Origin of the sequence: Psychrobacter sp. AOP7-B1-24 (assembly GCF_052376215.1) — a bacterium.
Taxonomy (GTDB): Bacteria; Pseudomonadota; Gammaproteobacteria; order Pseudomonadales; family Moraxellaceae; genus Psychrobacter.
In genome coordinates this window covers 18,331-41,833 of the sequence record NZ_JBQSVL010000023.1, presented here as the reverse complement: position 1 = coordinate 41,833, position 23,503 = coordinate 18,331, and the positions used below count along the sequence as shown (strand labels likewise).

The following is a 23,503-nucleotide window of genomic DNA, read 5'->3' as shown; positions in this document are numbered from 1 at the left end:
TTTTTAAACATTTAGATATTTATTATTTGATATACAGCGTATCCGAGACACGGCTCATCGTATTTTTGGGTTTGGTATCATTTTACGCTCGGCTCATGACTGATACGTATCACGCCTTGAACTCGGCAGCAGCAGGGCAAGATCTCATCTTCATCAATCATGGCGAGCGGCTCAAACGGGTAATCGATGGAGTGTGAGCTGGCGATGCACTTGACTCGGCAGCTGCCACAATAACCCTCGCGACATTGATAGTTGATATCATGCCCAGTACGCAATAGTCCATCGAGAAGACTTTCATCATCATGCAAATAGAACTTCTGCTTACTGGTCATCACCCATGTCATAATTCATCCTATTGGGATTGCGCTATCTTGTTGCTATTGAAAAGTAAAACACTATTCACATAAAAGGCTATTAAGGCGTAAAGTACTATTAAAACCTAAAACAGTTACAGCTCAAGGCCCTTATAATTTAAAGCCTTTACAACTCAAAGCTCTTATAATTCAAAGTCATCAAAATCGCTGTCTGACAAGTCGGAGTCAATCTGGCCGACTAAGTATGAGCTGATTTCTGTCTCTTGCGGCGCGACCTGTACGTTGTCAGATGATAGCCAAGTATTGATCCATGGAATTGGATTTGATTTGGAGTTCGGGAACGCGGCTGGCAAGCCAACGGCTTCCATGCGCAAATTGGTAATATATTCGATATATTGGCACAGAATGTCTTTGTTTAGACCGATCATTGAGCCATCTTGGAATAGATAACCTGCCCATTCTTTTTCTTGCTCAGCAGCCTTACGGAAGATTTCAATACTTTCTTCATAACACTCTGCGGCAATCTCGACCATCTCAGGATCGTCACGACCATTACGCATGAGATTAAGCATGTGCTGCGTACCAGTTAGATGCAGGGCTTCGTCACGAGCGATGAGTTTGATAATCTTGGCGTTACCTTCCATTAGCTTACGCTCAGCAAAGGCGAATGAGCAGGCAAATGATACATAAAAACGGATGGCTTCTAGGACGTTGACGGCAACGATACACAGATACATCTGTTTTTTCAGTGATTTTAGGTCGACGGTTATTTGCTCGCCATTGATATTGTGCGTGCCAGCACCGTACAAGCTATAGAGCTGCGAGTTGCGATATAGCTCATCATAGTATTGGGCAATATCAGAGGCACGCTCTAAAATGTGCTCGTTTTGCATGATGTCATCAAAGACAATGTTGGGATCGTTGACGATGTTACGAATGATATGGGTATAACTGCGTGAGTGAATGGTCTCAGAAAACGACCATGTCTCAATCCACGTCTCAAGCTCAGGAATAGACACCAGCGGCAGTAGCACCACGTTTGGACTACGACCTTGAATAGAGTCGAGTAGGGTTTGGTATTTGAGGTTGCTTAAAAATATGTGCTGCTCATGTGAGGACAGATTACTAAAATCGATACGGTCTTTTGATACATCAACTTCTTCTGGACGCCAAAAAAACGACAGCTGTTTTTCGATTAACTGTTCAAAGATAGGGTGCTTTTGTTGATCATAGCGTGCCACGTTGACGGGCTGACCAAAAAACATCGGTTCTTTTAGGGCATTGTTTGGCGTTTGAGAAAAAATTGAGTAGGTCATAAGACTGCCTTTATAATGGATACGGTGATAAATCTGTATGTAAAAATATTAGGTTATAGGGATGGGTAGTAGAGTGTTATACACTCTAGTTATAAGTTCTCTAGCGATATTTGTTCTGGTGTCTGTCCATTATTCATATACGCTTTGAATATCTCACTCAGCTCACTATCATCGAGGGCTTCTAATTCATCTAGCGCACTCTGGCGTAGGGTGTCTGCATCAGCGTCTTCTGCTGGATTTTTTATGCCTTTTTTGGCTCTCGACGCGGGTTTTTTTGCTGTTTTTGTTGTGCCTTTTTTGGCGACGGCTGCTTTTGGTGCTTCACTGATATCTAACTGCTGACGCACCGCTGCAATATCAACCTCGACTTGTACGATATGCGAGCCACCATCGTCTAGCTCTGAAAATACATTCGGGATAAACAAGCCACCGTCTTTGATGATTGCGGTATATTGCACATGACCTCCGTCGTTTTATTGTTTGTGTGACTGTTAGCTATATTAATTTATGACACACCCTAGTTTACAACGCTAAAAAGAGTCGCTTTAAAGTCCGCGCCTATGATTTTTTCATCGTTATGCTGCTGAGCCACAAGCCATGGCTAGGAGTTCTTTATCTACCACGCCTGCTGCAAAAAGCACTTTATAAGTTGCTAACATAATGTCAGTATCTGTCGAATTTTTATCAGCATCTAGCAAGGATTCAGCCACAGTCACCATGACGAAATCTTTTATTTCTGTCATATGTTTTGGTGGGTCTGGCTGATGATATTCAATCAGTTTATTCAGATAACGGATGGCTTTTGGTTCATCTTTAGGGACATATTCACCGATATAATATGACTGAAATAAAAACATTAAAGATTCTTCAGCACCCTCGGAAGAGATTAGTTCACCTGATTGAACAGCTTCCATCATTTCTTCATTACTAAGGCTTTCAACATGTTTTTCAATATCTTCGAACGATGGTAAATCTGCGATATCCGCATCCATTACGTAGGTATCAGTCAGCTGGCGAACCATCTCAATCTCTGCTACTTGTTCTTGATCCATCGTTATTGCTGCTTGACGAGTGATCAGTGGTTGCGCTAAAACTTTTTGGTCATCAGCGTAACACTTCTCAAACTCGCTACTATCGATATGGGCATAGCTATTAGTCATCAATAAAGGCGTTGATAATAATAGTGATGATATTAACGCAGAAGTTTTTAGGTTCTTCATATTACAATCCTTGTTGCTTGGCTTCTTTTATTATTTTCATAAAACCTTAAATTAAATACTCCATTTGATGCCTATCAGCGGATTTTCTTCAGCTTTTTGTTGCCAATACATCATCTTCTCATTATCTGCTTCAGTGCCTTTAGCGCTCAACTTTTTATAATACTTTGCTAGCCTATGAATGGCCAAACGACTGCCTTGGTTAGCCAGTGCTTCAATCTTAGGTAGCATGTTTTTGACACAATCAGCATCTGAGCTATCAAAGTCCTCATCGATCATCATCGCTTCTGTTTCGATTGACCCTGCTTTTATGAGTAAATTAAAAACCTGAGTCGGATCGTCATTTGTCCAAAGCGGATTGGCCTTGCTGATGCCGCCATCTAAGGACATCGCCACACCTAGTATCAGCTCGTCCACATACTCTGGACGGGTAGTTTTATAATACTCAACCAGCTTTTCTAAGTAAGTGATGGCTTGATAGTCATCTTTTGGCACGTATTCGCCTAAGTAGTAATAGCCAAATAGGCTTATCAATTCTTTTACAGCCTCGCTTTGCGATAAAATGTCACCCATTGATAGAGCGACTAGTATTTGGTCACTGTCTTCAAAATCGTAGTTAGCACCCGTCGGGCTGAAGCTACCAATATCAGCATTCATAAGGTATTCTTCAGCGAACTGACGCTTGAGCTGGATGTATTGGGCAGCTTCCTTATTTACGGTCACGGCAGCGTCACGTTTAATGACAGGATGGCTTAATGTCTCTCTATAATAGTAGCCACATTGGTCACGTGTATTGACTGCTACCTCTTTATTATTTGTCGTTTCAGCATAACTGCTAGTCGCTAACACTAGCGCTGATAGTAGTAATGAGATTTTAACGTTTTTCATAAACCATCCTTAGTGTTTTTAATATTTATTTGCTACGCTTTTTTCTTTATGTCTCGTTTTAACAAATAAGTATAACCTTTAGTCGTTACCCAGATTCCCAAAAAAGCAACCAGTGAAACGATGCCTATACTGACAAAAGCGGTGGGCAAGACTTTTGGGTGAAAGAGAGATATGAATAGCGCTTGTTTGTCTTCATCCAGATAAAAGAAGTAGATAAGGACTAAGGGCACCCAAGAAAAAGTAATAATGTTAAATATGCTTTTTCGAGCAAATACAAGCTGTTCATGTGCTGTCATCAATCGGTTTTGCTGCTTATAAAATAGGTGAGAGATCAATATCGATATACCGATAGAAATGATGCCTACCAACCCTCCTGATATACCAAATACATATAATACAGTGATGGTTGTCCAGAATAGGGCGCAAAGCATCAGTGAATATTGTTCTAAAGAAGGTTTCATTCTAGGCATAATATATTCTTGTATAAATGTCAGTGTTGGTTTGCTTAAGACATAGGGTGCATTCAACGTAACCCATAAAATAAACGATATTCGCTCTATGGTTGGCGCGTCGCCAGACTGTCATATACTTTGTTGTTTTCTCTTTTGCCGACTGCTAATACATAAACCACCACCACATCATCTTTGACGGTATATACCAGGCGATAACCTATGGTGCGTAATTTGATTTTATAAGTATTCGTGTGTCCAGAGAGTTTTGACGCAGGCACATGAGGGTTTGATAGTCGCTGCTGTAATTTTTTCTTAAACTGTTGCTGAATACTTGGCGCTATCTTTTTCCACTCTTTTAATGCTAACGGGTGAAACTCAAGGCTATAAGTCATCTAAATCGACCTTTATAGGTGTTTGCCCATCATTTGACCGTGCGCTCACGGTTTGGCTGAGTGCCATATCGTCCATTGCTTCCATCATGCGCTCAAACACGTCTGATGACACTAAGTAAGCCACGGGTTTGTTGTGGTTTAAAATAGCAACTGATTCACCATCTGACTGTTTAATCAGTGCAGAAGGATTGTTTTTTAGCTCTGAGATACTGGCTGTTTGTGTCGCAAATATTGGTTGCATAACGTATTCTCCGTTAAAATTAAGCTCTAAATATAGGGCTAATTTTAGCATGAAAATCCGGTCTTATTTGTTAATATCTTTATGTTTAATTTGTAGTGTGCGCCTCGCACACCTTTATACACAATTTCTATATCATCGGTGCACTGGGCGCATCCTACAACTTACTTTTGAGTAGGTTGGTGTCGAGGCACGAGACCCAACATAATATGTTTATATAATGAAAATTGTTGGGTTTCCTTCGTCAACCCAACCTACGCGCTCTTTTATATAATCAGAATCTTGACCATTGCAGCCACACTCTACACAAATACCATCTGTAAAATGATGGCTACAATTTGGATAACCATAAAGTTTGTGAGCGCAATTAGGGCATAAACTTGCAATCTTTGAGCTAAGTGTAAAATATGATGATTGACACTCATCACAGGTGCTATTTGCTCTATTCATGATTTGGCTGAAAGCTAAATGGTTTGATGTTGAAGGATCACACCTTAAAATTGATTTGACTTCATTGGGTGACGCAATGCAATTTCCACCAAAACTACAAAGCCTAATTAATTTATGATATTTTCTAAAATTAGCTTTATTGAACTTGAGATTTCAGGTAATCCAACTGCTACTGTTGTTACACTAGCAACAACATGAAGATATTCAAGTAATTTTCTACCTAAATCTTCCTCCTTTAAGAATTCTTTATATTCTGGATCTATAAAAGCATGTCCTACTGTTGCCTCTACTTGATGTAGTATTGGTTGTGCACCTGTAATAAAATAGTCGTCAATCAAAATAATTATTTTATGTAGCTGATTAACTATATAAGCTTTTAAACGTTTATCTACGTTGGTAGACTGTTTAAACTCATCAATTAAAGACAGTATCTTTTCACGTAAATTTTCTAGTTTTTCCTCATCTATTATTGAAGTTTGAGATTGAGATTCCAACAAACTAGATGCAAGTTTTAAATAGCTCAGTAGATGATTATCAATTTTATTTCTAAATGTGTCCCATCGTAGATCAAATCTTTGGTTTGTAAATGCAGTAAATAATTGCGATGAAATATGAGCTGTAGTCTCAGGATCAGCACTACCAACATTAGCTAAAGAATCCGATATCTCCTTAGGTAATTCAAGCATTTTACCCATTCTGGATAGTAACGACGCTTTATCATTATTAGCCTGAAGTAATTGCCCCCAAGCATTCATATTTGTTGTTTCAGATTTTATATTTTTAGCATTTTCTAATATTTTATACAGTCTATAAGCAGAATTATCTGATGGCATAGTAACCCTTAATTTTTAAAATAGTTTATAAGGTGTTGTCTTTTATAAGTATAGAAAATCATTTTTCGTCATAAACAGCAGGCTTAACCTAGCAGCCAAACCCGCCATCCGTCAGAAATTCTATTTAAAGAAGTTCTCTTGCAAACCTAAATCTTACACGCACCGCCAGCACAATCATCTTCCATATCCGCTTGGGCATCGTTTGCACCATCACGAGTGTTATGGTAGTACAACGTCTTCACACCCATCTTATAAGCGTTTAGCAAGTCTTTTAGCAATATCTTCATCGGTACACGGCCACCAGCATAACGAACAGGGTCGTAGTTGGTATTGGCAGAGATACTTTGATCGACGAACTTCTGCATGATAGCGACCAGCTTTAGGTAACCGTCATTGTTTGGCATTTGCCATAGTAGCTCGTACTGATCTTTTAGCTTGTCAATCTCAGGCACGACTTGCTTTAGGATACCGTCTTTTGACGCCTTAATAGATACCAGACCACGCGGTGGCTCGATACCGTTGGTCGCGTTGGCGATCTGACTAGAGGTCTCAGACGGCATCAATGCAGTTAGGGTAGAGTTGCGTAGACCGTGCTCGGTGATCTCGCCACGTAGCGTTTCCCAATCTAGATGTAGCGGCTCTTGGCAGATTTTGTCCAAGTCGGCTTTGTACGTATCAATCGGCAAGATACCTTGTGAGTAAGTCGTCTCATTGAACGCAGGGCACGCGCCTTGCTCTTTTGCCAATTTGTTTGAGGCTTTTAAGAGATAGAATTGCAATGCTTCAAACGTTTGATGGGTCAGACCAAGCGCGCTGTCGTCAGAATAGCGTGCGCCATTCTTAGCCAAGTAATACGCATAGTTAATCACGCCCACACCTAGCGTACGGCGACGCATGCTGCCGTTTTGAGCCGCTTTGACTGGATAGTCTTGATAGTCGAGCAGGGCATCAAGTGCACGGACGATTAGCTCAGCTGGCTCTTCGATGTCGCTGACGTTTTCGACTTTACCCAAGTTGACCGCTGATAGCGTACAAAGCGCGATTTCGCCTTCTTCGTCATTGATGTTATCAAGTGGCTTGGTCGGTAGGGCGATTTCCATACATAGATTTGACTGGCGAATCGGCGCAACCGTCGCGTCAAAGGGGCTATGTGTGTTGCAATGATCGACGTTTTGGATATAGATACGACCCGTACTGGCACGCTCTTGCATCATTAAGCTGAACAAATCTGCTGCTGGAATTTGACGGCTACGAATGCTTGGATCATTTTCGTACTTGGTGTATAGCTCTTCGAACTTGTCTTGATCTTCAAAGAACGCATCATACAAGCCAGGGGTATCACCTGGTGAGAATATCGAGATGTCTTGACCTTTGATTAAGCGAGTGTACATCGTTTTGTTTAACTGCACGCCGTAGTCCATGTGACGCACACGGTTGTCTTCGACACCGCGGTTGTTTTTCAATACTAAGAGCGACTCAACTTCTAAATGCCATAGCGGGTAGAATAGGGTCGCAGCACCACCACGTACGCCACCTTGTGAGCAGCATTTAACCGCAGTTTGGAATAGTTTATAGAATGGGATACAACCAGTATGCTGTGCTTCGCCGCCACGGATAGGGCTACCAAGGGCACGGATACGACCCGCGTTGATGCCGATACCAGCGCGCTGTGACACATAGCGTACGATGGCGCTGGTGGTCGCGTTGATAGAGTCTAGGCTGTCACCACATTCGATGAGTACGCACGAGCTGAACTGACGCGATGGGGTACGCACGCCTGCCATGATAGGCGTTGGCAGTGAGATTTTGAATTGTGAGGTTGCATCGTAAAAGCGTTTGACGAAATCAAGACGATCCGACTTGTCATACTGGCTAAACAAGCACATACCAACCAGCATATATAAGAACTGCGGGCTTTCAAACACGGTCTTATTAACACGGTCTTGCACGAGGTACTTACCAGCCATTTGCTCAACAGCAGCATAAGCGAGGTTCATATCGCGCCAGTGGTCGAGGTACTCTTCTAACTCGTCAAATTCCGCACGGCTATAGTCAGCTAGGATATGCTCATCATACTTGCCAGCATCCGTTAATGTCTTTACATGGTCATATAGATGCGGTGGGGTGAACTTGTTATAAGCAATCTTACGCAAATGGAAGATGGCCAAGCGTGCTGCTAGATACTGATAGTCAGGGGTGGTTTCAGAGATCAGGTCAGCGGCTGACTTGATGATGGTTTCGTGAATGTCACGAGTTTTGATGCCTTCATAAAACTGGATGTGCGACTTTAGCTCAACTTGTGATACTGACACATTATCCAAATCGTGAGCTGCCCACTCGATTACCTTATGAATTTTATCCAAATCAATAAGTTCTAATCGTCCGTCACGTTTGGTCACTTTGATTTTGTCAATATGTGTCATGCTGGCCTCTATTTTTGGTTGCTTATATTATTCGTCAAACGGTAAAGCCCGCTCAACGTTTTTTATCAAACTACTGTTAAAACTGCGTTGAATAATGGCGTTAGCTACTCTTTTTTAAGGCAAAAAACTGCCGATACCCGTAGTGATGACTAAAATCACTGAGCACTAGATGTAGCGTGTTTATTAATTGGTAGACACAATATAGCGGGAATTTTTTGAAAATACTATATTGATTTTATCGAAATTATATGTTGTATCTGGAGAAGATGCTGCTGTTTTATCAGCAACTAAAGGTAGGGTAAGGGCTAGCCAAGATTGGTTAAAAAATAAAATATTTTGTAAAAAATAGGTTGCACTTTTATTTTTATATCGTAGCTAAGAAATAGCGATTTATAGCTGTAAAAAGCTGAATAATAAGGGCGAAGATTGTACATCAAACCATAAAAAATCGCCACCCATATATTACTACTGATGAGTGACGATTCGGACGAAAAAGGAGCTATCGTTTTCTAAGCAATCTATAAAACCATGCGGACCGTTTTGGCATTATCCAGTGCGGCATAAAGTGCATTAACTTGCTCAGCAGCAGTTAGGTATAGATTGACGCGGGCTGAGTGAAAACGCCCCGTTCTTGATGGCTTGACTTCGATAGACGCCAAATCGAAATCAGGGAACTGACTACCTAAGATAAGCTTGACTTCGTTCAGCAGGCTCTCATGCTCGCCTTCATGACCAATGATGCTTAATGGGTAGTTCATTGGAAACTCCCAAAGCTCAGGGTTTTGAATATCCGTTTTTTTGCCTTTTATGATACCTTCATTGGGTGTCAAGTCAGTCATCTTCACTGCTTTTTTTGGATCATCACTCATGATGTATGTGCCTCGCTTTTATTAAAATGTTAGCTCCTAAGAGACTTATTGGCTATTTATAGTGGTGCTGATCTTATTATTCAAGTGCAGTCATAAGATACTGCTATGACTTGGAGTTAGAGTAGCCTATATTTTTTTACAGTTAGCTATTTGAGCATCAGCTGATGAATACTACTGTAAGTAGCTATTGATAGGAGTGATATCTGGCGGGATATCATTCTCTCCTAATGCTTCTAGCAAGTTGATTTCGATCGTGCGTGAGAGGGCAGTTAATGGTAATTGATTCGCCGCCAAACCAAAAGGTTCCTCTAGCTCTTCGCTGAGTGTATCCAGACCGAAAAACGTATAGGCTATCACCGCACATATTAATGGTGTCACCCAGCCTAATGAGGCCACCAAGCCAAACGGCAACATAATACAATACAGATAAGTTGTACGATGCACCAATAACATATAAGCAAATGGCAGAGGTGTATTGTGGATACGCTCGCAGGCTGCCAAGACTATCGTCATAGACGTCAAGCGCTCGTCCATGTTTTGTACCATCAGCTCTGACGATAGTTGCTGACGGCGTACCTCCCCAAGCTGTTTACCCATTAAGCGCATCAGGTAATCAGGCAGGTTTTTGGCTTGATGCATGGCTGTATGGTGTGTCGGCGCTACAAACGGTTCTATCTCTTGCCAAGGAGATGTACCACGCAGTCGATGGCGTACCGCATGTGTAAAGGCAATCGTCAGATGAATCATCGATCGCTGAGCCTCGCGTCCAGCCTCAGTGTCTTCATCTACAAAGGACAGCACTTGGCGAGTAAAACTACGGGCGTCGTACACCAGCTGGCCCCACAGGCATCGACCTTCCCACCAACGCTGGTAACTGGCATTGTTGCGAAATCCAAGAAACAGTGACAACGCGACCCCCAGCAATGTAAAGGGCGCTGTTCCGTAGGAAGGAAAAGTATTGGGAGACAGGTGCTGAACAATCGTAACGATAACGCTCAGTAGTGTGACAAGCAGAATTTGCGGATAAATTTTGGGAACGATTGAGCCGCGGAGGGTGAAAAATATCTTAAACGTATTGAGTTTCTGCCGGACAATCATGCAAGTTCCCTAGCGACGAAGTGTATAAATTCACTGTTACGTGTAGGGTATGATTCTAATATAGAATTAAAATCTGTAAAGCCCGAAAGTCTATAAATTTATTCAAACAGAAGAGTAGGGTAAATATTCAATATTGATGATTCGAATAGCCAAAAAAGGTAAATCCTCGTCAAAAGGGAGATTTTTTATTAATCCATTTTATGTATGTTAAAATAATGTCAAATATCATTTTTTAACTCTACAAAAGCTGCCACCATAAAGATGAATACGCCACCCTAGCTGTACCTCTCCTCAGTAATAATTGCTCTTATAGCAATTAGTCTCATAAAGCGTCTAACGCTTTTTCTTGTGCGCATGCACTGCTTTAACGTTTGTATCATTATTCGATATATCTAGTGGATTATGAAGATTACACCACTAAAAAGTACGTTATGACGATAACTCGCTAACTATGATCGTTCACATTTTTATATTTATTATCTGACAGGTAATGGGCAAGGTACCTAAATATAGACGTGCCTAGCTAGAGATGTGTCAGACTTTTTATGTGAGCTGATCTTAACTACTTTTTAGATGCTTTCCAATTAAATGTTTTCTAAATAATGATTAGATACCTCGTTTATGGGCAGACTATAGCAGTTTCTAAAAACTGAGTTAAATATGTTAAATACAATTAAAGAGCATTGGCTATCCAATGTGAGAAGCGATGTCTTGGCTGGCATGGTCGTTGCTTTGGCGCTTATTCCTGAAGCAATTGCGTTTTCTATCATTGCAGGTGTCGATCCCCAAGTAGGGCTTTATGCCTCATTTTGTATCGCGGTAGTGATTGCGTTTGTCGGTGGTCGTCCAGCGATGATTTCAGCGGCGACTGGTGCAATGGCGTTATTGATGGTGACGCTGGTCAAAGACTATGGATTGCAGTATTTATTAGCAGCCAGTGTGCTGACAGGTGTTATACAGATCATCTTTGGCTTCTTAAAGCTGGGCAATCTGATGAAATATGTGTCTCAATCTGTGGTGCTGGGCTTTATCAACGCCTTGGCTATTTTGATTTTTATGTCACAGGTTCCTGAGTTGATGCCGCAGGCAGGTTCAAACTTAGTACATGTTTATGGTCTTGTGGCATTAGGCCTCGTCGTTATCTATGGCTATCCATACATTCCAAAGATCGGTAAAGTGATTCCATCGCCATTGGTCAGTATTGTACTGGTCACGGTTGTAGCCATCTTACTAGGTGCAGAGGCTCGAACCATCAATGATATGGGGCAGCTACCTGATACTTTGCCGATGTTTTTGATACCTGATATCCCGTTGAACTTAGATACATTGATCATTATTTTTCCGTATTCTATCAGTTTGGCGATAGTTGGCTTGCTTGAGTCGATGATGACCATGACTATTGTAGATGATTTGACCGATACCAAAGGCGACCGTACGCAAGAGTGCAAGGGTCAAGGTATTGCTAATGTCGTTAGTAGCTTTTTTGGTGGAATGGCAGGCTGTGCGATGATTGGTCAGTCGATTATCAACGTCAAATCAGGTGGTTATACGCGTCTCTCTACCTTAGTAGCAGGTGTGTTTTTATTATTGATGGTAGTATTCTTAAGCGATTGGTTAAAGATTATTCCAATGGCTGCATTAGTCGCTGTGATGATTATGGTGTCTATCGGTACTTTTAACTGGGGCTCGTTTAAGGAGCTAAAAACCAAGCCGTTACAAAGCAATGTCGTCATGATTACGACTGTCGCTGTGGTGGTTGCGACGCATAACTTGGCCTATGGCGTATTGATCGGTGTATTGCTGTCAGCATTGTTCTTTGCCAATAAGATTGAGCGCTATATGAGTGTGCATAGCCACATGGATGCAGCATCGCAAACGCGTTATTATCAAGTTGATGGGCAAGTATTTTTTTCATCAGCAGAGCGTATGATTGACTCCTTTGATATTAAGGAATCTGTCTCTAACGTGGTGATTGATGTGTCGCGCGCGCATTTTTGGGATGTGACAGCAGTTGCTGCGATAGATAAAGTGATTATTAAATTTCGCCGCGAAGGCACTGAGGTAGAGCTCATTGGTTTGAACGAGGCGAGCCAAGCGATGATAGACAGTTTTGGTGTACATGATAAACCAGATGCTGAGCAAAGCCTAGGCGCACATTAACTTTGTATTAATAGTATCATATTCAAAAACACAAAAAAGCCGAGATTAACTCGGCTTTTTTATTGGTACTCATTCTGTTTTGATCTTAGTCATTTTCAAGGAACGAACGCAAGTGCTCAGAGCGTGACGGATGACGCAATTTACGCAGTGCTTTTGCCTCGATCTGACGGATACGCTCACGTGTCACATCGAACTGCTTACCGACTTCTTCCAATGTATGATCCGTTGGCATATCGATACCGAAACGCATTTTTAATACACGCGCTTCACGCTCAGTCAGGTTACCTAATACATCGCGAGTGGCTTCTTGTAGGCCAGCAGATGTCGCATCATCGACAGGGCTTGAGATCGTACCATCTTCAATGAAATCACCTAGATGTGAATCTTCATCATCACCGATAGGGGTTTCCATTGAGATAGGCTCTTTTGCAATCTTAAGCACTTTACGGACTTTGACTTCGTCCATCTCTAAACGTTCGCCCAATTCCTCAGGCGTTGGCTCGCGTCCCATTTCTTGTAGCAACTGACGTGAGACACGGTTTATCTTATTAATGGTCTCAATCATATGCACAGGAATACGAATGGTGCGCGCTTGGTCAGCGATAGAGCGGGTAATCGCCTGACGAATCCACCATGTCGCATAGGTCGAGAACTTATAACCACGGCGATATTCAAACTTATCAACCGCTTTCATCAGACCGATGTTACCTTCTTGAATCAGATCCAAGAACTGTAGACCACGGTTGGTGTATTTCTTAGCGATTGAGATAACCAAACGTAGGTTGGCTTCGACCATTTCTTTTTTGGCGCGGCGAGCTTTTGCTTCACCAACTGCCATACGGCGTGCCACGTCTTTCATGTCGTGGATTTTCATGTCGAGCTTTTGCTCGTAATCACGAATTCTACGTTGGAGTAGAATAACGTCGTCAGTGACTTTTTCTAACGTACCAGCAAAAGCAGGTTTGCCTTTGATACGCTCAATGAGCCAATCAACATTGGTTTCATTACTAGGGAAGGTTTTACGGAACTCATCGCGCGGCATACGACCACGGCGAATCACTAGACGCATGATTTGACGCTCTTGCTTACGGACGTCATCATAGACATCATGCATGATAGCCATAACTTGATCTGACAAGCGGTTGTTCAGTTTTAACATCATAAAGCGTTCTGCAAGCTGTGCATAAGCTTCATCCGCTTGTGCGCTGCCACGACCATAGTCGATTAAGGCTTGCTTGGCTTTGATAAATAGGTTTTCGATTTCTTCTAGACGCAAGCGTACTTCTTCTAGATCGATGCCGCTGGTTTCTTCTTCGGCTTCGTCATCTTGATCGTCGTCTTCGTCATCTTCATCATCGTCGTCAAGCGCCGTTTCTTTTGCTTTGACTGGTGGTGGGTTTTCTTTCTCTTCTTTGATACGCTCACGCTCTTCTTTCGCTGCTTCTTTTGCTTCTTGAGCAGCGATTTTATCTGCTTCGGTTTCAGGATCTAAGAAACCAGTGATGACATCAGAAAGCTTTTTGTCGCCATCCTGTACTTTTTGATATTCATCGAGGACGAACTGTACCGTACCAGGCCAGTAAGACATGGCATGCTGTACGTCACGAATACCTTCTTCGATACGTTTGGCAATGGCAATCTCACCTTCACGGGTCAGTAGATCGACGGTACCCATTTCGCGCATATACATGCGTACAGGGTCAGTGGTGCGACCAGGCTCAGTTTCAACAGAGGCTAGTACTGCCGCCGCCTCATCTGCTGCCATGTCATCATCACTTGAATCATCGTTCATCAAGATGTCATCGGCATCAGGGGCAGATTCAAAGATTTTAATACCAACGTCAGTTAGCATTTGCACAATATCTTCGATCTGATCGCTTTCGGTAATAGAGTCGGGCAGTTGGTCATTCACCTCAGCATAGGTTAGATAACCTTGCTCTTTACCCATTTGGATTAAGGTGGCCAGTTGAGATGTGGACTTAGAAACTGACTTATCGTTCATAAATACTCGCTTACTTGCATCGGACATTTTTATATTGTGACGCGCTATCGCTGGCTGGGTGCGTTGATCTTATCAGTCGATTGATCAAAATGTGGCGTAGAGGTTGTCAATAATATCAAAAATGAGTGGATATGAATAAAGGCTCAAAACACTACAATAACAATGCTGAAAAACAGCTAAACATTAAAAAAGACTTCAAAATAGTATTCGTTCAAAACTGCTAATTAAAAATAATACCTAAAATTTGTGCCTGACGATGCATGCTTATAATCTTTCACTAAGCAATGCTGCAAATATACAGCCGCATAGTTTAACACAGACCACAGTAATCAAGCACGAGACAGTGATATTTACCGACCATTTTCTACTGATTATTTGCTATCAGTTCAATGTTTAACATTATTTTGGATGCGGTTTTGACTACTCGGCATAATCATTAGTAGTGGGGGCAGCTGCTATACTTTTAAAGGGTTGATGTTTTATTTACAAAAAATAAGGGTCAATACTAATATTCAATACTAAGATTGAACCGTGACCATTTGCGATGAGCGTTCGGCGTGTTGCGCACGTAGCCAGTTACTTAGATGCTGTGCTTGGATACGAACTATTGCTTGTTTGATATGGTCAGGATTTTTTATTAGCTCTTGCATTTTCTTTTTTATATTACGTTCGAGTAGTGAGCTTACTAACTCTTCTATCAAGTCATCAAGGCTTAGCACATTTCTGGTAGTTAATGCTCTATAAAACCCACCCCAGCTACTGCTTAAAGTGGTTTGGTTTGCTGGGTTGAGATTCGATAATACAAAATGCGCTGCTGCATTGGCGTCTGTTGGTAAGTACTTTAGGCAACGCTTTATGGTAGTGACCACGTCCAATAGCGCAGTATCTTGCAAGTCCTCCCATGCGATTGAACGTAATACATCGTCAGCGGCTTTTTGCTGAATATGAGCGGGTAGCTTTAAGTTAGTCAATCCTGACTGTTGCCAAATTGACTCAATCGGGTCTTCAAACAAAGCGCGTGGCTGGAATAAAAAACACAGCTGCAATTGCTGACTGATGGTCATGTCACCATCAAAATCTAGCAGCGCGTCTTTTGCCTCGACGTTTTGACTGCGCTTGCCGCCCAGCTTTTGATACACATCATTGTTCAGCAAGTACTTAAAGCTACTGCCTTTGGGCAATGCCATGGTCAATGAGCGTACTTGCGACATGAGCTTGGCTTTACCCTCTACCAAGCTCAGATCATAACGCTCACTTAAATACGCAAAAATATACTGCGACAATGGCATGGCATTAGTGATCTGCTCACGCATGGCATCACTGCCCTGACTCTTGATAAAAGTATCAGGATCATGACCGTTAGGTAAGCTCAAAAACCTCAGCTCTTTGTCATCGGCTAATACAGGTAGGGCGACCTCTAGCGTGCGCCAAGCGGCTTTTTGTCCAGCGCTATCCCCATCGAAGCTGAGTGTTAGGGTAGGGTTTAGCGTCAGCAGTCGTGAGATTTGACTCTCGTTGATTGCTGTGCCCATAGAGGCAACAGCACCATAGATACCTGCTTGGTAAAGGGCAATAACATCCATATAGCCTTCGACCACGAGCCAGTCATTGGCACGTTGCTGGCGAGACTCATAATAGCCATACAGCACATGCTGCTTATGAAAAACGGGTGAGTCAGATGAGTTGATGTATTTGGGCTTTACCTCGTCGTCTAGCGCTCGACCACCAAAGCCGATAGTACGGCCTTGATTGTCCCGAATCGGAAAGATGACTCGATCTCGTAATAGGTCGTAATCACGTCCAGATTCTGACTGACGCACTAAGCCTAACGCTTTGAGACCCTCGATATCCTGTGGAAATTGATGCTCAAGATGCTGCCAACCAAATGGCGCGTAGCCCAACCCAAATGTCTCAAAAATATCTTCAGTGATGCCACGCGATAAAAAATAATGCTTGGCATGTGGATGAGTAGTGAGATTGTGCTGATAAAACTGCTGAATTTGCTCTAATAAATCATAGAGGTTGCCATCTGTATCAGATTGGCTATCCATACCCTGTAGGTCGGCACCTTCATCGCTGCCGCTAAGCCAAGCTGGTGGATAGCTCGTATCGCCTTGATAGTCTGGACCGTAATTACCTGCATCATAAGCGTCTGCCGGATAAGGAACAGAGTCGTAGGCATCTAGTGGCGGATAGTCGTTGTAGCTATTTTCATCGTAACTAATCGGCGGTACATGGCTTTGTTCTAAACCGCTTTGGTTTGAGTTTTCTGGACTTAGGCTGCTTTGGTCGTTCGTGGCATTGGGTGCAGGCTGAGGTAGAATCGGCTTAGGAGCGGCAGGTTTGGGTACGCTACGCTGATAGCTGACGTTTTGCTGTTCTTCTTTGGGGACTTCAATACCGGTTTGCTTTGATAGCTCATTAACGGCCTCAATAAAGGTCAAGCCTTCATAATCGCGAAAAAAACTGATGGCATTACCACTGGCACCGCATCCAAAGCAATGATAGATGTTTTTTTGTGGATTGACATAAAACGAAGGAGATTTTTCGCCATGAAAAGGGCAACAGCCTTTGTATTCATTACCTGCTCGTTTAAGCGTGGTATGACGCCCAATAATACTGACTAAGTCAGCTTGGCTATTTAATTGTTCAAGAATATGGTTTGGAATGCTCATACAAAAAACAGTTTACCATAGGTCGATTATGTGGGGACACGAATAGTGCTATAGCGACAGAAAAATAAGGCCAACATAATTGTTGGCCTTATTTTTTTATGATAAAGCATCTAAGTCACTTATCATGAAGTATGAAAACACACTTTATATAATGCAATAAGTCGTTGTGATTCATAATAAGTGACTATAGATTAGGGCGTGCCCTCAATTCAATCGATAGACATCTAAATGGGTTAAAAATAGCTAAATCTTGCCAAACAGCGTCAAATAACTGACTAATATCTCGATATTATCTGCTCTATTTTCCTTGTTTGACGACAATTTATCTCATTTTTATCACCATTTTTTAAATGAGGACACGCCCTAGGGGGCTATAGTTTGAAAAGTTATAATTTGAAAGATCATAGCCTGAGAGACTATGGAACGATAGGAGCCTCTTGGTTTGGTTGAGTGATGCCGACTGGTGGCTGAGCGTTTTGCGGATTGCCGTTTGTAACACGTGCAGGCGCACCATTGGCAGCTGGCGCGTTGGTAGGAGCTGCATTAGCAGGAGCCGCATTTGTGCTAGGCAACCTTAGCTGATTGGCATTACGGATTATCTGGGTTTTAGTCGCACCATTATATTGACCTGTCGATACTGATTCATCTTCTACACTTGAGCGACCAAGCTTGCCAAAGGTCAGTTTGTTCAGCCAACTACTACCACGTTTGGTATCTAGCTTCACATTACCATTACTGGTTAACTGATCAGGATAGTTAATTTGTAATAGTGTTTTGTACTCATTTGATAGATCGGTTAGACCCAGTTTGTCATAACTATAGGCTAAGACAGTTAGGGCTTTTGGAGTTGATTCACTGAGTGGATAATATTGAAATACCCATTTAGCACGGTTGGCAGCGGCAACATAAGCTTCGCGCTCGATATACCAATTAGCAGCAGCCATTTCACTTTCAGCAAATTGATTGTAAATAAAAGTCATACGCTGTGCTGCATCTGGTGTATAAGGGCTGTTTGGATATTTACCGACCAGCTCTTGAAAGTTAGCAAAGGCAATACGTAGATAGGCGGTATCGCGTTCAGCTTGATTTAGCTTAAATAGTTTAAAACCTTCTGATGAACCTTCCATATTGGCCACACCGCGTACGTAGTAGGCATAGCTGATTTGTGGGTTAGAAGGATATAGGCGGATAAATTGCTCAGCACTAGCCGCTGCCATTTCGTACTCACCACTCGCATATTGTGCATACATCATATCGAGTAATGCTTGTTCAGCGTACTGACTAGTAGGGTAAAAGGTACGCAGGTTGGTCAAGTCTTCAATAGACTGGTTGTAATGACCTTGTTCAATCTGTTCGATGGCCTCGTTATAGTAACTTTGCTCTGATTTTTCAGCAGTTTCTACCGCCGTATCTTCTTCGCCGCCGCCACTCAGGTTTTTAAAAGTCTGACAACCCACTAGGCTGACACTTAGGGTAAGTAGGGTTATTGAGGACAGTTTGATAAACGTGTTGCCAACAGCTTGCATACTTCTTCTCCGACACAGGACGCATAATAACAGCAGCGTCATTATGCTATATAAAAGGTTAATAATAAAAAGTGATGATGGTGCTACCTCGTAACTGTCTGTTATTGATTATATTTATCGTTAAGCAGACTTATCATCAACATAGTTTTTATTGAATGCGGTTTATTTTAATAGTGTACGAGGTCAAGATGACATCTCACTCTAAAGTGTGTTGAACATTAAGCAGTGCCTATGTGTGAATGTTTAACATCTTTTAATAAGAAAGTCATTTTTTAATTCAGTGCCATAGCATACAGCAAAATATACTCATACTTTATAGAATAACGTTTGCTTCGTCTATTTTTTCATCATATTCCATTTCAGTTCGGCATTTTAGCATGAGCGGCTATCACGAGCGATATCGAATGTCGCTGATACTGTTAAATATACAGTAAATTACAGCAATGTCATATTTGGGAGAGTTAATCATTGAGTCTTGGTGCAAGTAAGCTCTAAGTAAAAATGATAGATTAGGAATAGCTTCTATAGGGCTTAAGCACTTGGCATGGTACACTATCATGATATTGCTGCCGTTTTTTTTGATGATGATTGCTTTCACGATGAGTGATAAATTAGCAATGGGCAGACTATTTTTTTGTAATTTTTTTAAAAAGTTCTCTAATGACATCATGTTAAGGACTTTACTACCTACCCATTTATTATGAATAATAATGCTATGACCACCCATTTACCACCGAATCAGTCGTTAGATACTGATTCATCAGCACAAGAGTCACCGATGCCAAATGATGTTTTAAAAGATAGTGAGTTACCTGACAACAATCAGCCCACACCTGATGAGACAGTGCATGATGATGCAACGTCAATTGAAGCGGATTTATCAGAAACAGCATTGCTAAATAGCGATGAAGACTGTGATGACATTGACGATAGCGATGATGATGAAACTTCAGGTGTAGGTCAAGCAGTGCCAGTCGTGATAGATCTGACCCACACGGTCACAGAAGATGAGTCAGGTCTGCGTATTGATAAAGTTGCCTCGCTAGCATTCAAAGATTTCTCGCGTGTGCAGATACAAGGTTGGATCACTGATGGTAACTTGCTCTATAACGGTAGTGTGCAAAAGCCAAAGGTTCGCGTCAAAGCTGGTGATGTGTTGCATCTATCAGCGACGTTAGAGCAGCATAGTGAAGACCAACCAGAAAATATAGATATCGATGTTGTCTATGAAGATGATGAAGTGCTCGTTATCGACAAACCTGTCGGCATGGTCGTGCATCCTGGTGCGGGTAATCAAACCGGCACTTTGGTCAATGCGCTACTATATCACTATCCACAGCAGCACCATCTACCGCGCGCAGGTCTGGTGCATCGGATTGATAAGGATACCTCTGGATTATTACTCATCGGTAAAACAAAACCTTCTCAAATGGCACTGATGGAGCAGCTAAAAGACAAATCCGTATATCGCCATTATAAGTGTGTGGTCGCAGGTGATCAGGCAAGCCTGCTGCGCCACCGTCGTATAGATGCACCAATTGGTCGTCATCGCAATCAACGCACGAAAATGACAGTCATGACAGCAGGGCGTGAGGCGGTTACTCATTTATTAGATGTGACACCACTTAACGAAAACTATTGCCTGTTAGATGTAGGGCTTGAGACAGGGCGTACGCATCAAATTCGTGTGCACTTAAGTCATGTGACCTATCCGATCGTTGGTGATCGCGTTTATGGTGGGCGTCGCCAGTTACGTTCAGGTCTCACGGAAGCGCAGCGTCAAGCAATTAATAACTTCCCGCGTCAAGCGTTGCATGCTTATACTTTAGGGTTCGTGCATCCTACGACAGGTGAAGATGTGGAAGTGACCACGCCGCTACCAGAAGACATGCAAAAACTGATCGCTGTGTTAAGTGATGGCTATGATGACGAATAATCAGTCTGGTAAAGTTACTCATAAACCATGCTGTAACGCCCTGTCGTTAGCATAAAACCGACTCATAAAGATAGTGGAATTTAGCCATGATGAATACGACTCCAATGACATTGCTCGCGCAAATTGATGATGTCGCTGTTTTTCAAACGGCTGCGTTTTCTAATGAGGCGATTCACAATCTTTACTCAAGCAGAGAGTCTGCAGCACAGACAAGCGCATTGCAACCAGGTCAGGCGAGTTATGGTGAGCTTAATTTAGGGCTGCATGTCAATGACGATGCGGCAAAGGTCTTGCACAATCGCATGGGACTGTTGTCTGCTATTAATGCAAGCTTTATAAGCCTGTCATCGAAAAGTCTTCAAAATACGCCGATTAGACGTTTGCATTGGGTTAATCAAGTTCATGGTAGGCAGATTCACGATGTCGATGCGCCTGTCTTAAGCATGGCGCCCGTGGCAGCGGATGCGATGGTTAGTCAGCAATCAGGTATTGGATTGGCGATAATGACTGCCGACTGTGTGCCTGTTGTCTTATACCAGCCTGCAACTGGACAGATAGCAGCGATTCATGCAGGCTGGCAAGGACTGGCTTGTGGCGTGATTAAAGCGGCTGTAAATAGGTTTGATGACACGCTACCGATTAAGGCTTGGATAGGCGTGTGTATTAGTCAGGCGAATTATGAGGTGAGTGTAGAAGTCCGTGATAAGCTATTAGCAGGGTGCAAAGAAAACCAAGCACTGTCAGCAAGAGAACTGGATGATTTTGTCGCATTGTTTTCTATCCCGTCTGCCAGTAGCAGTACTAATGGTAATGGCAATGAAAAAGTTAAGCTTGATTTGCCTAAGTTGGCTGCCATGCAGTTAGAATCTGCTAGTGCTATAGTGATGAATGCTTTGCCTGTTGACTGTAGTTATGCCGATAGTCGTTATTACTCGTATCGCCGCCAGACACATTTGCAGCAGCCAGCCACGGGACGTATGGCATTAGTAATTGCTCGTAACATACAGAGCAGTGAGAGATGAATATCGACTCAACTTATAATCTATTTTAGCGAATAAAAAACAGCCGATTGACTCGGCTGTTTTTTTATTTTCGCATGGTTGTCTTTATTAGCAGACTGAGTCATTAGATTTTGGTACTGACAATCCGAACACAGGACGTAAGTACAGAGCCAAGAAGGTGCCTGCCATGGCGAGTATGCCCCAAATATAGCCGTGTAAGCTGAAAGAAGCGATACCACCAAAATAAGCACCGATATTGCAACCAAATGCCAAGCGTGCACCATAGCCCATCATCAAGCCACCAATGACGGATGCTGCAAAATTACCCTTAGTGATTTTGGTGAACTTGAATAAGCCACCAGCCGCCGAAGCAATAAAAGCCCCAATAATAATGCCGAAGTTCAGTACGGTTGTAGAATCAGCAAATATAGACGCATTAAGTGCTGCTGCATTCGTTCCTTGCCAATACCCCCAATTGGCGACATCAACACCAAAAGTGCTCGCAATTTTAGATCCCCATAGCGCAAATGCAGAGGTAATACCCCAAGGTTGACCACGTGTTATCAATGTCAGCGCATTTAGCAGGCCTAATATGATGGCTGCTGCAAACAGTGGCCAAGAACCACGAAAAATACGTTTCCAGCCTGTCGCAGAAGGTACGGGTGCCATCTTAGGTGCTTTGGTTCTTTTTTCGACCACCAAGGTCACCCATGCAATCAAACCAAAAAGTGCCAAAGAGACCATCCAAGCACCGCTGTAACCTAGACCTGTAGATGTGGCCAACGAAAAAGGCTCAAAGCTTGGCATCTCCTCTGTCCAAAACGGCAAGTGGTAAGCGCCGATAGTGGCCCCAACGACAAAGAAAATAAAAGTGATGAACATCACCGAACGTCCGCCGCCAATGGCATAAAGCGTACCAGAAGCACAACCGCCACCTAGCTGCATACCAATACCGAACATGAATGCACCGACAAGCAGACTGACACCGACTGGCGAGACATAGCCTGCCACAGACCCACCAAAAAAATTCGTGCCAAAGGCGAGTATGGGGGCAAACAGAGTCACGGCAACGGCAAGCATGAGCATGTGTGAGCGCATTGCTTGTCCATTACCAACTGACATCAGGCGTCTAAATGCAGAGGTAAAACCAAAGCGTGCATGAAACAGGGTGTAGCCTAATAGCAAGCCAATCCCAAGCAGTAGTGCCTGAGAAATATGCTGGGTATCTAGTAAATAGACAAGCATGAGAAATCCCACAATGGCACCGCCTGCTACTAGCATCTTTTGTGGATCATTCAAGCGAAGACTGTCTCTTGCAATTGGATCTTGCGTTTCGTTTACGGGTTGAACTTTTATCGCTGTCAAAGTGGTGATCTCCTTTGCTAGTATTTTTGATTGGCATGCATTTTTATAGCTTTTGTAAACACTACTTTTGAGTTGTTGGTTGTACTCATGTGTTGTTAGTCAACATAGGAATAAGCGCTACATCATAGTCTTATTGCATCGAAAATAAAAACAAGTTGGAGAGAAAATCTAGAATTAGTATATGCAGTTATGGAATAAATAAAGTGTGATGATGAAAAATCTGCTCTTATCATGTTAGTAGATTGGCTACAATAGACTTTAACAGCATCAGGATTTACATAAGAGAGTTGATAATTTGTCAAATATTGCTACTCTATGCCAGACTGTTAACAGCATTGGTGATTACTG

19 protein-coding genes are annotated in these 23,503 nt (G+C 42.4%); 3 read left to right on the top strand and 16 right to left on the bottom strand.

Features of this window, described 5'->3' with window-relative positions; translation table 11 throughout:
- Nucleotides 1-77 precede the first annotated feature (77 nt).
- From yfaE to ACT3QP_RS06840, 12 genes are all read right to left on the bottom strand, one after another.
- A complete protein-coding gene (gene yfaE, locus ACT3QP_RS06895; RefSeq protein ID WP_444524970.1) occupies nt 78-344 on the bottom strand; it encodes a class I ribonucleotide reductase maintenance protein YfaE in 267 nt (88 codons plus the stop codon).
- Nucleotides 345-496: 152 nt separating this feature from the next.
- Complete coding sequence (gene nrdB, locus ACT3QP_RS06890; protein ID WP_192520260.1) at nt 497-1,630, bottom strand: class Ia ribonucleoside-diphosphate reductase subunit beta; 1,134 nt, start codon at nt 1,628-1,630, stop codon at nt 497-499.
- 89 nt (nt 1,631-1,719) lie between these two features.
- The gene (locus ACT3QP_RS06885; protein WP_444524969.1) at nt 1,720-2,088 is read right to left on the bottom strand and encodes a hypothetical protein; all 369 of its coding nucleotides are present in this window, start codon (nt 2,086-2,088) and stop codon (nt 1,720-1,722) included.
- A 117-nt stretch (nt 2,089-2,205) separates the two neighbouring features.
- On the bottom strand, nt 2,206-2,850 hold the full coding sequence (locus ACT3QP_RS06880; protein ID WP_444524968.1) for a hypothetical protein: 645 nt from the start codon (nt 2,848-2,850) through the stop codon (nt 2,206-2,208).
- Nucleotides 2,851-2,901: 51 nt separating this feature from the next.
- Complete coding sequence (locus ACT3QP_RS06875; RefSeq protein ID WP_444524967.1) at nt 2,902-3,735, bottom strand: hypothetical protein; 834 nt, start codon at nt 3,733-3,735, stop codon at nt 2,902-2,904.
- A 32-nt stretch (nt 3,736-3,767) separates the two neighbouring features.
- Complete coding sequence (locus ACT3QP_RS06870; RefSeq protein WP_444524966.1) at nt 3,768-4,205, bottom strand: hypothetical protein; 438 nt, start codon at nt 4,203-4,205, stop codon at nt 3,768-3,770.
- A gap of 86 nt (nt 4,206-4,291) precedes the next feature.
- Nucleotides 4,292-4,579: a type II toxin-antitoxin system RelE family toxin gene (locus tag ACT3QP_RS06865; protein ID WP_192520264.1), complete on the bottom strand. Its 288-nt coding sequence runs from the start codon at nt 4,577-4,579 to the stop codon at nt 4,292-4,294.
- Nucleotides 4,569-4,820 carry a type II toxin-antitoxin system Phd/YefM family antitoxin gene (locus ACT3QP_RS06860; protein WP_192520265.1) on the bottom strand — a complete coding sequence of 84 codons (252 nt, stop codon included), beginning with the start codon at nt 4,818-4,820 and terminating at the stop codon, nt 4,569-4,571. The genes ACT3QP_RS06865 and ACT3QP_RS06860 overlap by 11 nt, the downstream gene beginning before the upstream one ends.
- Before the next feature lie 554 nt (nt 4,821-5,374).
- The gene (locus tag ACT3QP_RS06855) at nt 5,375-6,100 is read right to left on the bottom strand and encodes a hypothetical protein (RefSeq protein WP_444524965.1); all 726 of its coding nucleotides are present in this window, start codon (nt 6,098-6,100) and stop codon (nt 5,375-5,377) included.
- A 146-nt stretch (nt 6,101-6,246) separates the two neighbouring features.
- Nucleotides 6,247-8,523 carry a class 1a ribonucleoside-diphosphate reductase subunit alpha gene (nrdA, locus tag ACT3QP_RS06850; RefSeq protein WP_444524964.1) on the bottom strand — a complete coding sequence of 759 codons (2,277 nt, stop codon included), beginning with the start codon at nt 8,521-8,523 and terminating at the stop codon, nt 6,247-6,249.
- Between the two features lie 518 nt (nt 8,524-9,041).
- A complete protein-coding gene (locus ACT3QP_RS06845; protein WP_444524972.1) occupies nt 9,042-9,362 on the bottom strand; it encodes a YbeD family protein in 321 nt (106 codons plus the stop codon).
- 201 nt (nt 9,363-9,563) lie between these two features.
- Nucleotides 9,564-10,490, bottom strand: a complete 927-nt coding sequence (locus tag ACT3QP_RS06840; RefSeq protein WP_444524963.1) for a bestrophin family protein — start codon at nt 10,488-10,490, stop codon at nt 9,564-9,566.
- 660 nt (nt 10,491-11,150) lie between these two features.
- Between ACT3QP_RS06840 and ACT3QP_RS06835 the strand changes: the two genes are divergently transcribed.
- Nucleotides 11,151-12,650 (top strand): SulP family inorganic anion transporter, encoded by a 1,500-nt coding sequence (locus tag ACT3QP_RS06835; RefSeq protein ID WP_444524962.1) that lies wholly within the window; start codon nt 11,151-11,153, stop codon nt 12,648-12,650.
- A gap of 85 nt (nt 12,651-12,735) precedes the next feature.
- Here the strand turns inward: ACT3QP_RS06835 and rpoD are convergent, their stop codons facing one another.
- From rpoD to ACT3QP_RS06820, 3 genes are all read right to left on the bottom strand, one after another.
- Nucleotides 12,736-14,652: an RNA polymerase sigma factor RpoD gene (gene rpoD / locus ACT3QP_RS06830; RefSeq protein WP_442072993.1), complete on the bottom strand. Its 1,917-nt coding sequence runs from the start codon at nt 14,650-14,652 to the stop codon at nt 12,736-12,738.
- Between the two features lie 518 nt (nt 14,653-15,170).
- Entirely contained in the window at nt 15,171-17,327 is a 2,157-nt protein-coding gene (locus ACT3QP_RS06825) for a CHC2 zinc finger domain-containing protein (protein WP_444524961.1), read from the bottom strand.
- Nucleotides 17,328-17,743: 416 nt separating this feature from the next.
- Nucleotides 17,744-18,853: an outer membrane protein assembly factor BamD gene (locus ACT3QP_RS06820; protein WP_444524960.1), complete on the bottom strand. Its 1,110-nt coding sequence runs from the start codon at nt 18,851-18,853 to the stop codon at nt 17,744-17,746.
- Nucleotides 18,854-19,568: 715 nt separating this feature from the next.
- On the opposite strand from ACT3QP_RS06820, the gene ACT3QP_RS06815 reads away from it, so the two are divergent.
- The gene (locus ACT3QP_RS06815) at nt 19,569-20,789 is read left to right on the top strand and encodes an RluA family pseudouridine synthase (RefSeq protein ID WP_444524959.1); all 1,221 of its coding nucleotides are present in this window, start codon (nt 19,569-19,571) and stop codon (nt 20,787-20,789) included.
- 86 nt (nt 20,790-20,875) lie between these two features.
- Nucleotides 20,876-21,811 carry a polyphenol oxidase family protein gene (locus tag ACT3QP_RS06810; protein WP_444524958.1) on the top strand — a complete coding sequence of 312 codons (936 nt, stop codon included), beginning with the start codon at nt 20,876-20,878 and terminating at the stop codon, nt 21,809-21,811.
- An 87-nt stretch (nt 21,812-21,898) separates the two neighbouring features.
- On the opposite strand, the gene ACT3QP_RS06805 is transcribed toward ACT3QP_RS06810, so the two are convergent.
- Nucleotides 21,899-23,155 (bottom strand): YeeE/YedE family protein, encoded by a 1,257-nt coding sequence (locus ACT3QP_RS06805; protein ID WP_444524957.1) that lies wholly within the window; start codon nt 23,153-23,155, stop codon nt 21,899-21,901.
- Nucleotides 23,156-23,503 lie beyond the last annotated feature (348 nt).

Bases quoted from the DNA above. Each gene is read 5' to 3' on its own strand.
- ACT3QP_RS06810 (WP_444524958.1), top strand. From the start codon at position 20,876: ATGATGAATACGACTCCAATGACATTGCTCGCGCAAATTGATGATGTC.
- ACT3QP_RS06820 (WP_444524960.1), bottom strand. From the start codon at position 18,853: ATGCAAGCTGTTGGCAACACGTTTATCAAACTGTCCTCAATAACCCTA.
- ACT3QP_RS06835 (WP_444524962.1), top strand. From the start codon at position 11,151: ATGTTAAATACAATTAAAGAGCATTGGCTATCCAATGTGAGAAGCGAT.
- ACT3QP_RS06825 (WP_444524961.1), bottom strand. From the start codon at position 17,327: ATGAGCATTCCAAACCATATTCTTGAACAATTAAATAGCCAAGCTGAC.
- nrdB (WP_192520260.1), bottom strand. From the start codon at position 1,630: ATGACCTACTCAATTTTTTCTCAAACGCCAAACAATGCCCTAAAAGAA.
- ACT3QP_RS06860 (WP_192520265.1), bottom strand. From the start codon at position 4,820: ATGCAACCAATATTTGCGACACAAACAGCCAGTATCTCAGAGCTAAAA.
- ACT3QP_RS06865 (WP_192520264.1), bottom strand. From the start codon at position 4,579: ATGACTTATAGCCTTGAGTTTCACCCGTTAGCATTAAAAGAGTGGAAA.
- ACT3QP_RS06875 (WP_444524967.1), bottom strand. From the start codon at position 3,735: ATGAAAAACGTTAAAATCTCATTACTACTATCAGCGCTAGTGTTAGCG.
- rpoD (WP_442072993.1), bottom strand. From the start codon at position 14,652: ATGAACGATAAGTCAGTTTCTAAGTCCACATCTCAACTGGCCACCTTA.
- ACT3QP_RS06870 (WP_444524966.1), bottom strand. From the start codon at position 4,205: ATGCCTAGAATGAAACCTTCTTTAGAACAATATTCACTGATGCTTTGC.
- yfaE (WP_444524970.1), bottom strand. From the start codon at position 344: ATGACATGGGTGATGACCAGTAAGCAGAAGTTCTATTTGCATGATGAT.
- ACT3QP_RS06880 (WP_444524968.1), bottom strand. From the start codon at position 2,850: ATGAAGAACCTAAAAACTTCTGCGTTAATATCATCACTATTATTATCA.
- nrdA (WP_444524964.1), bottom strand. From the start codon at position 8,523: ATGACACATATTGACAAAATCAAAGTGACCAAACGTGACGGACGATTA.
- ACT3QP_RS06855 (WP_444524965.1), bottom strand. From the start codon at position 6,100: ATGCCATCAGATAATTCTGCTTATAGACTGTATAAAATATTAGAAAAT.
- ACT3QP_RS06815 (WP_444524959.1), top strand. From the start codon at position 19,569: ATGACCACCCATTTACCACCGAATCAGTCGTTAGATACTGATTCATCA.
- ACT3QP_RS06845 (WP_444524972.1), bottom strand. From the start codon at position 9,362: ATGACTGACTTGACACCCAATGAAGGTATCATAAAAGGCAAAAAAACG.
- ACT3QP_RS06840 (WP_444524963.1), bottom strand. From the start codon at position 10,490: ATGATTGTCCGGCAGAAACTCAATACGTTTAAGATATTTTTCACCCTC.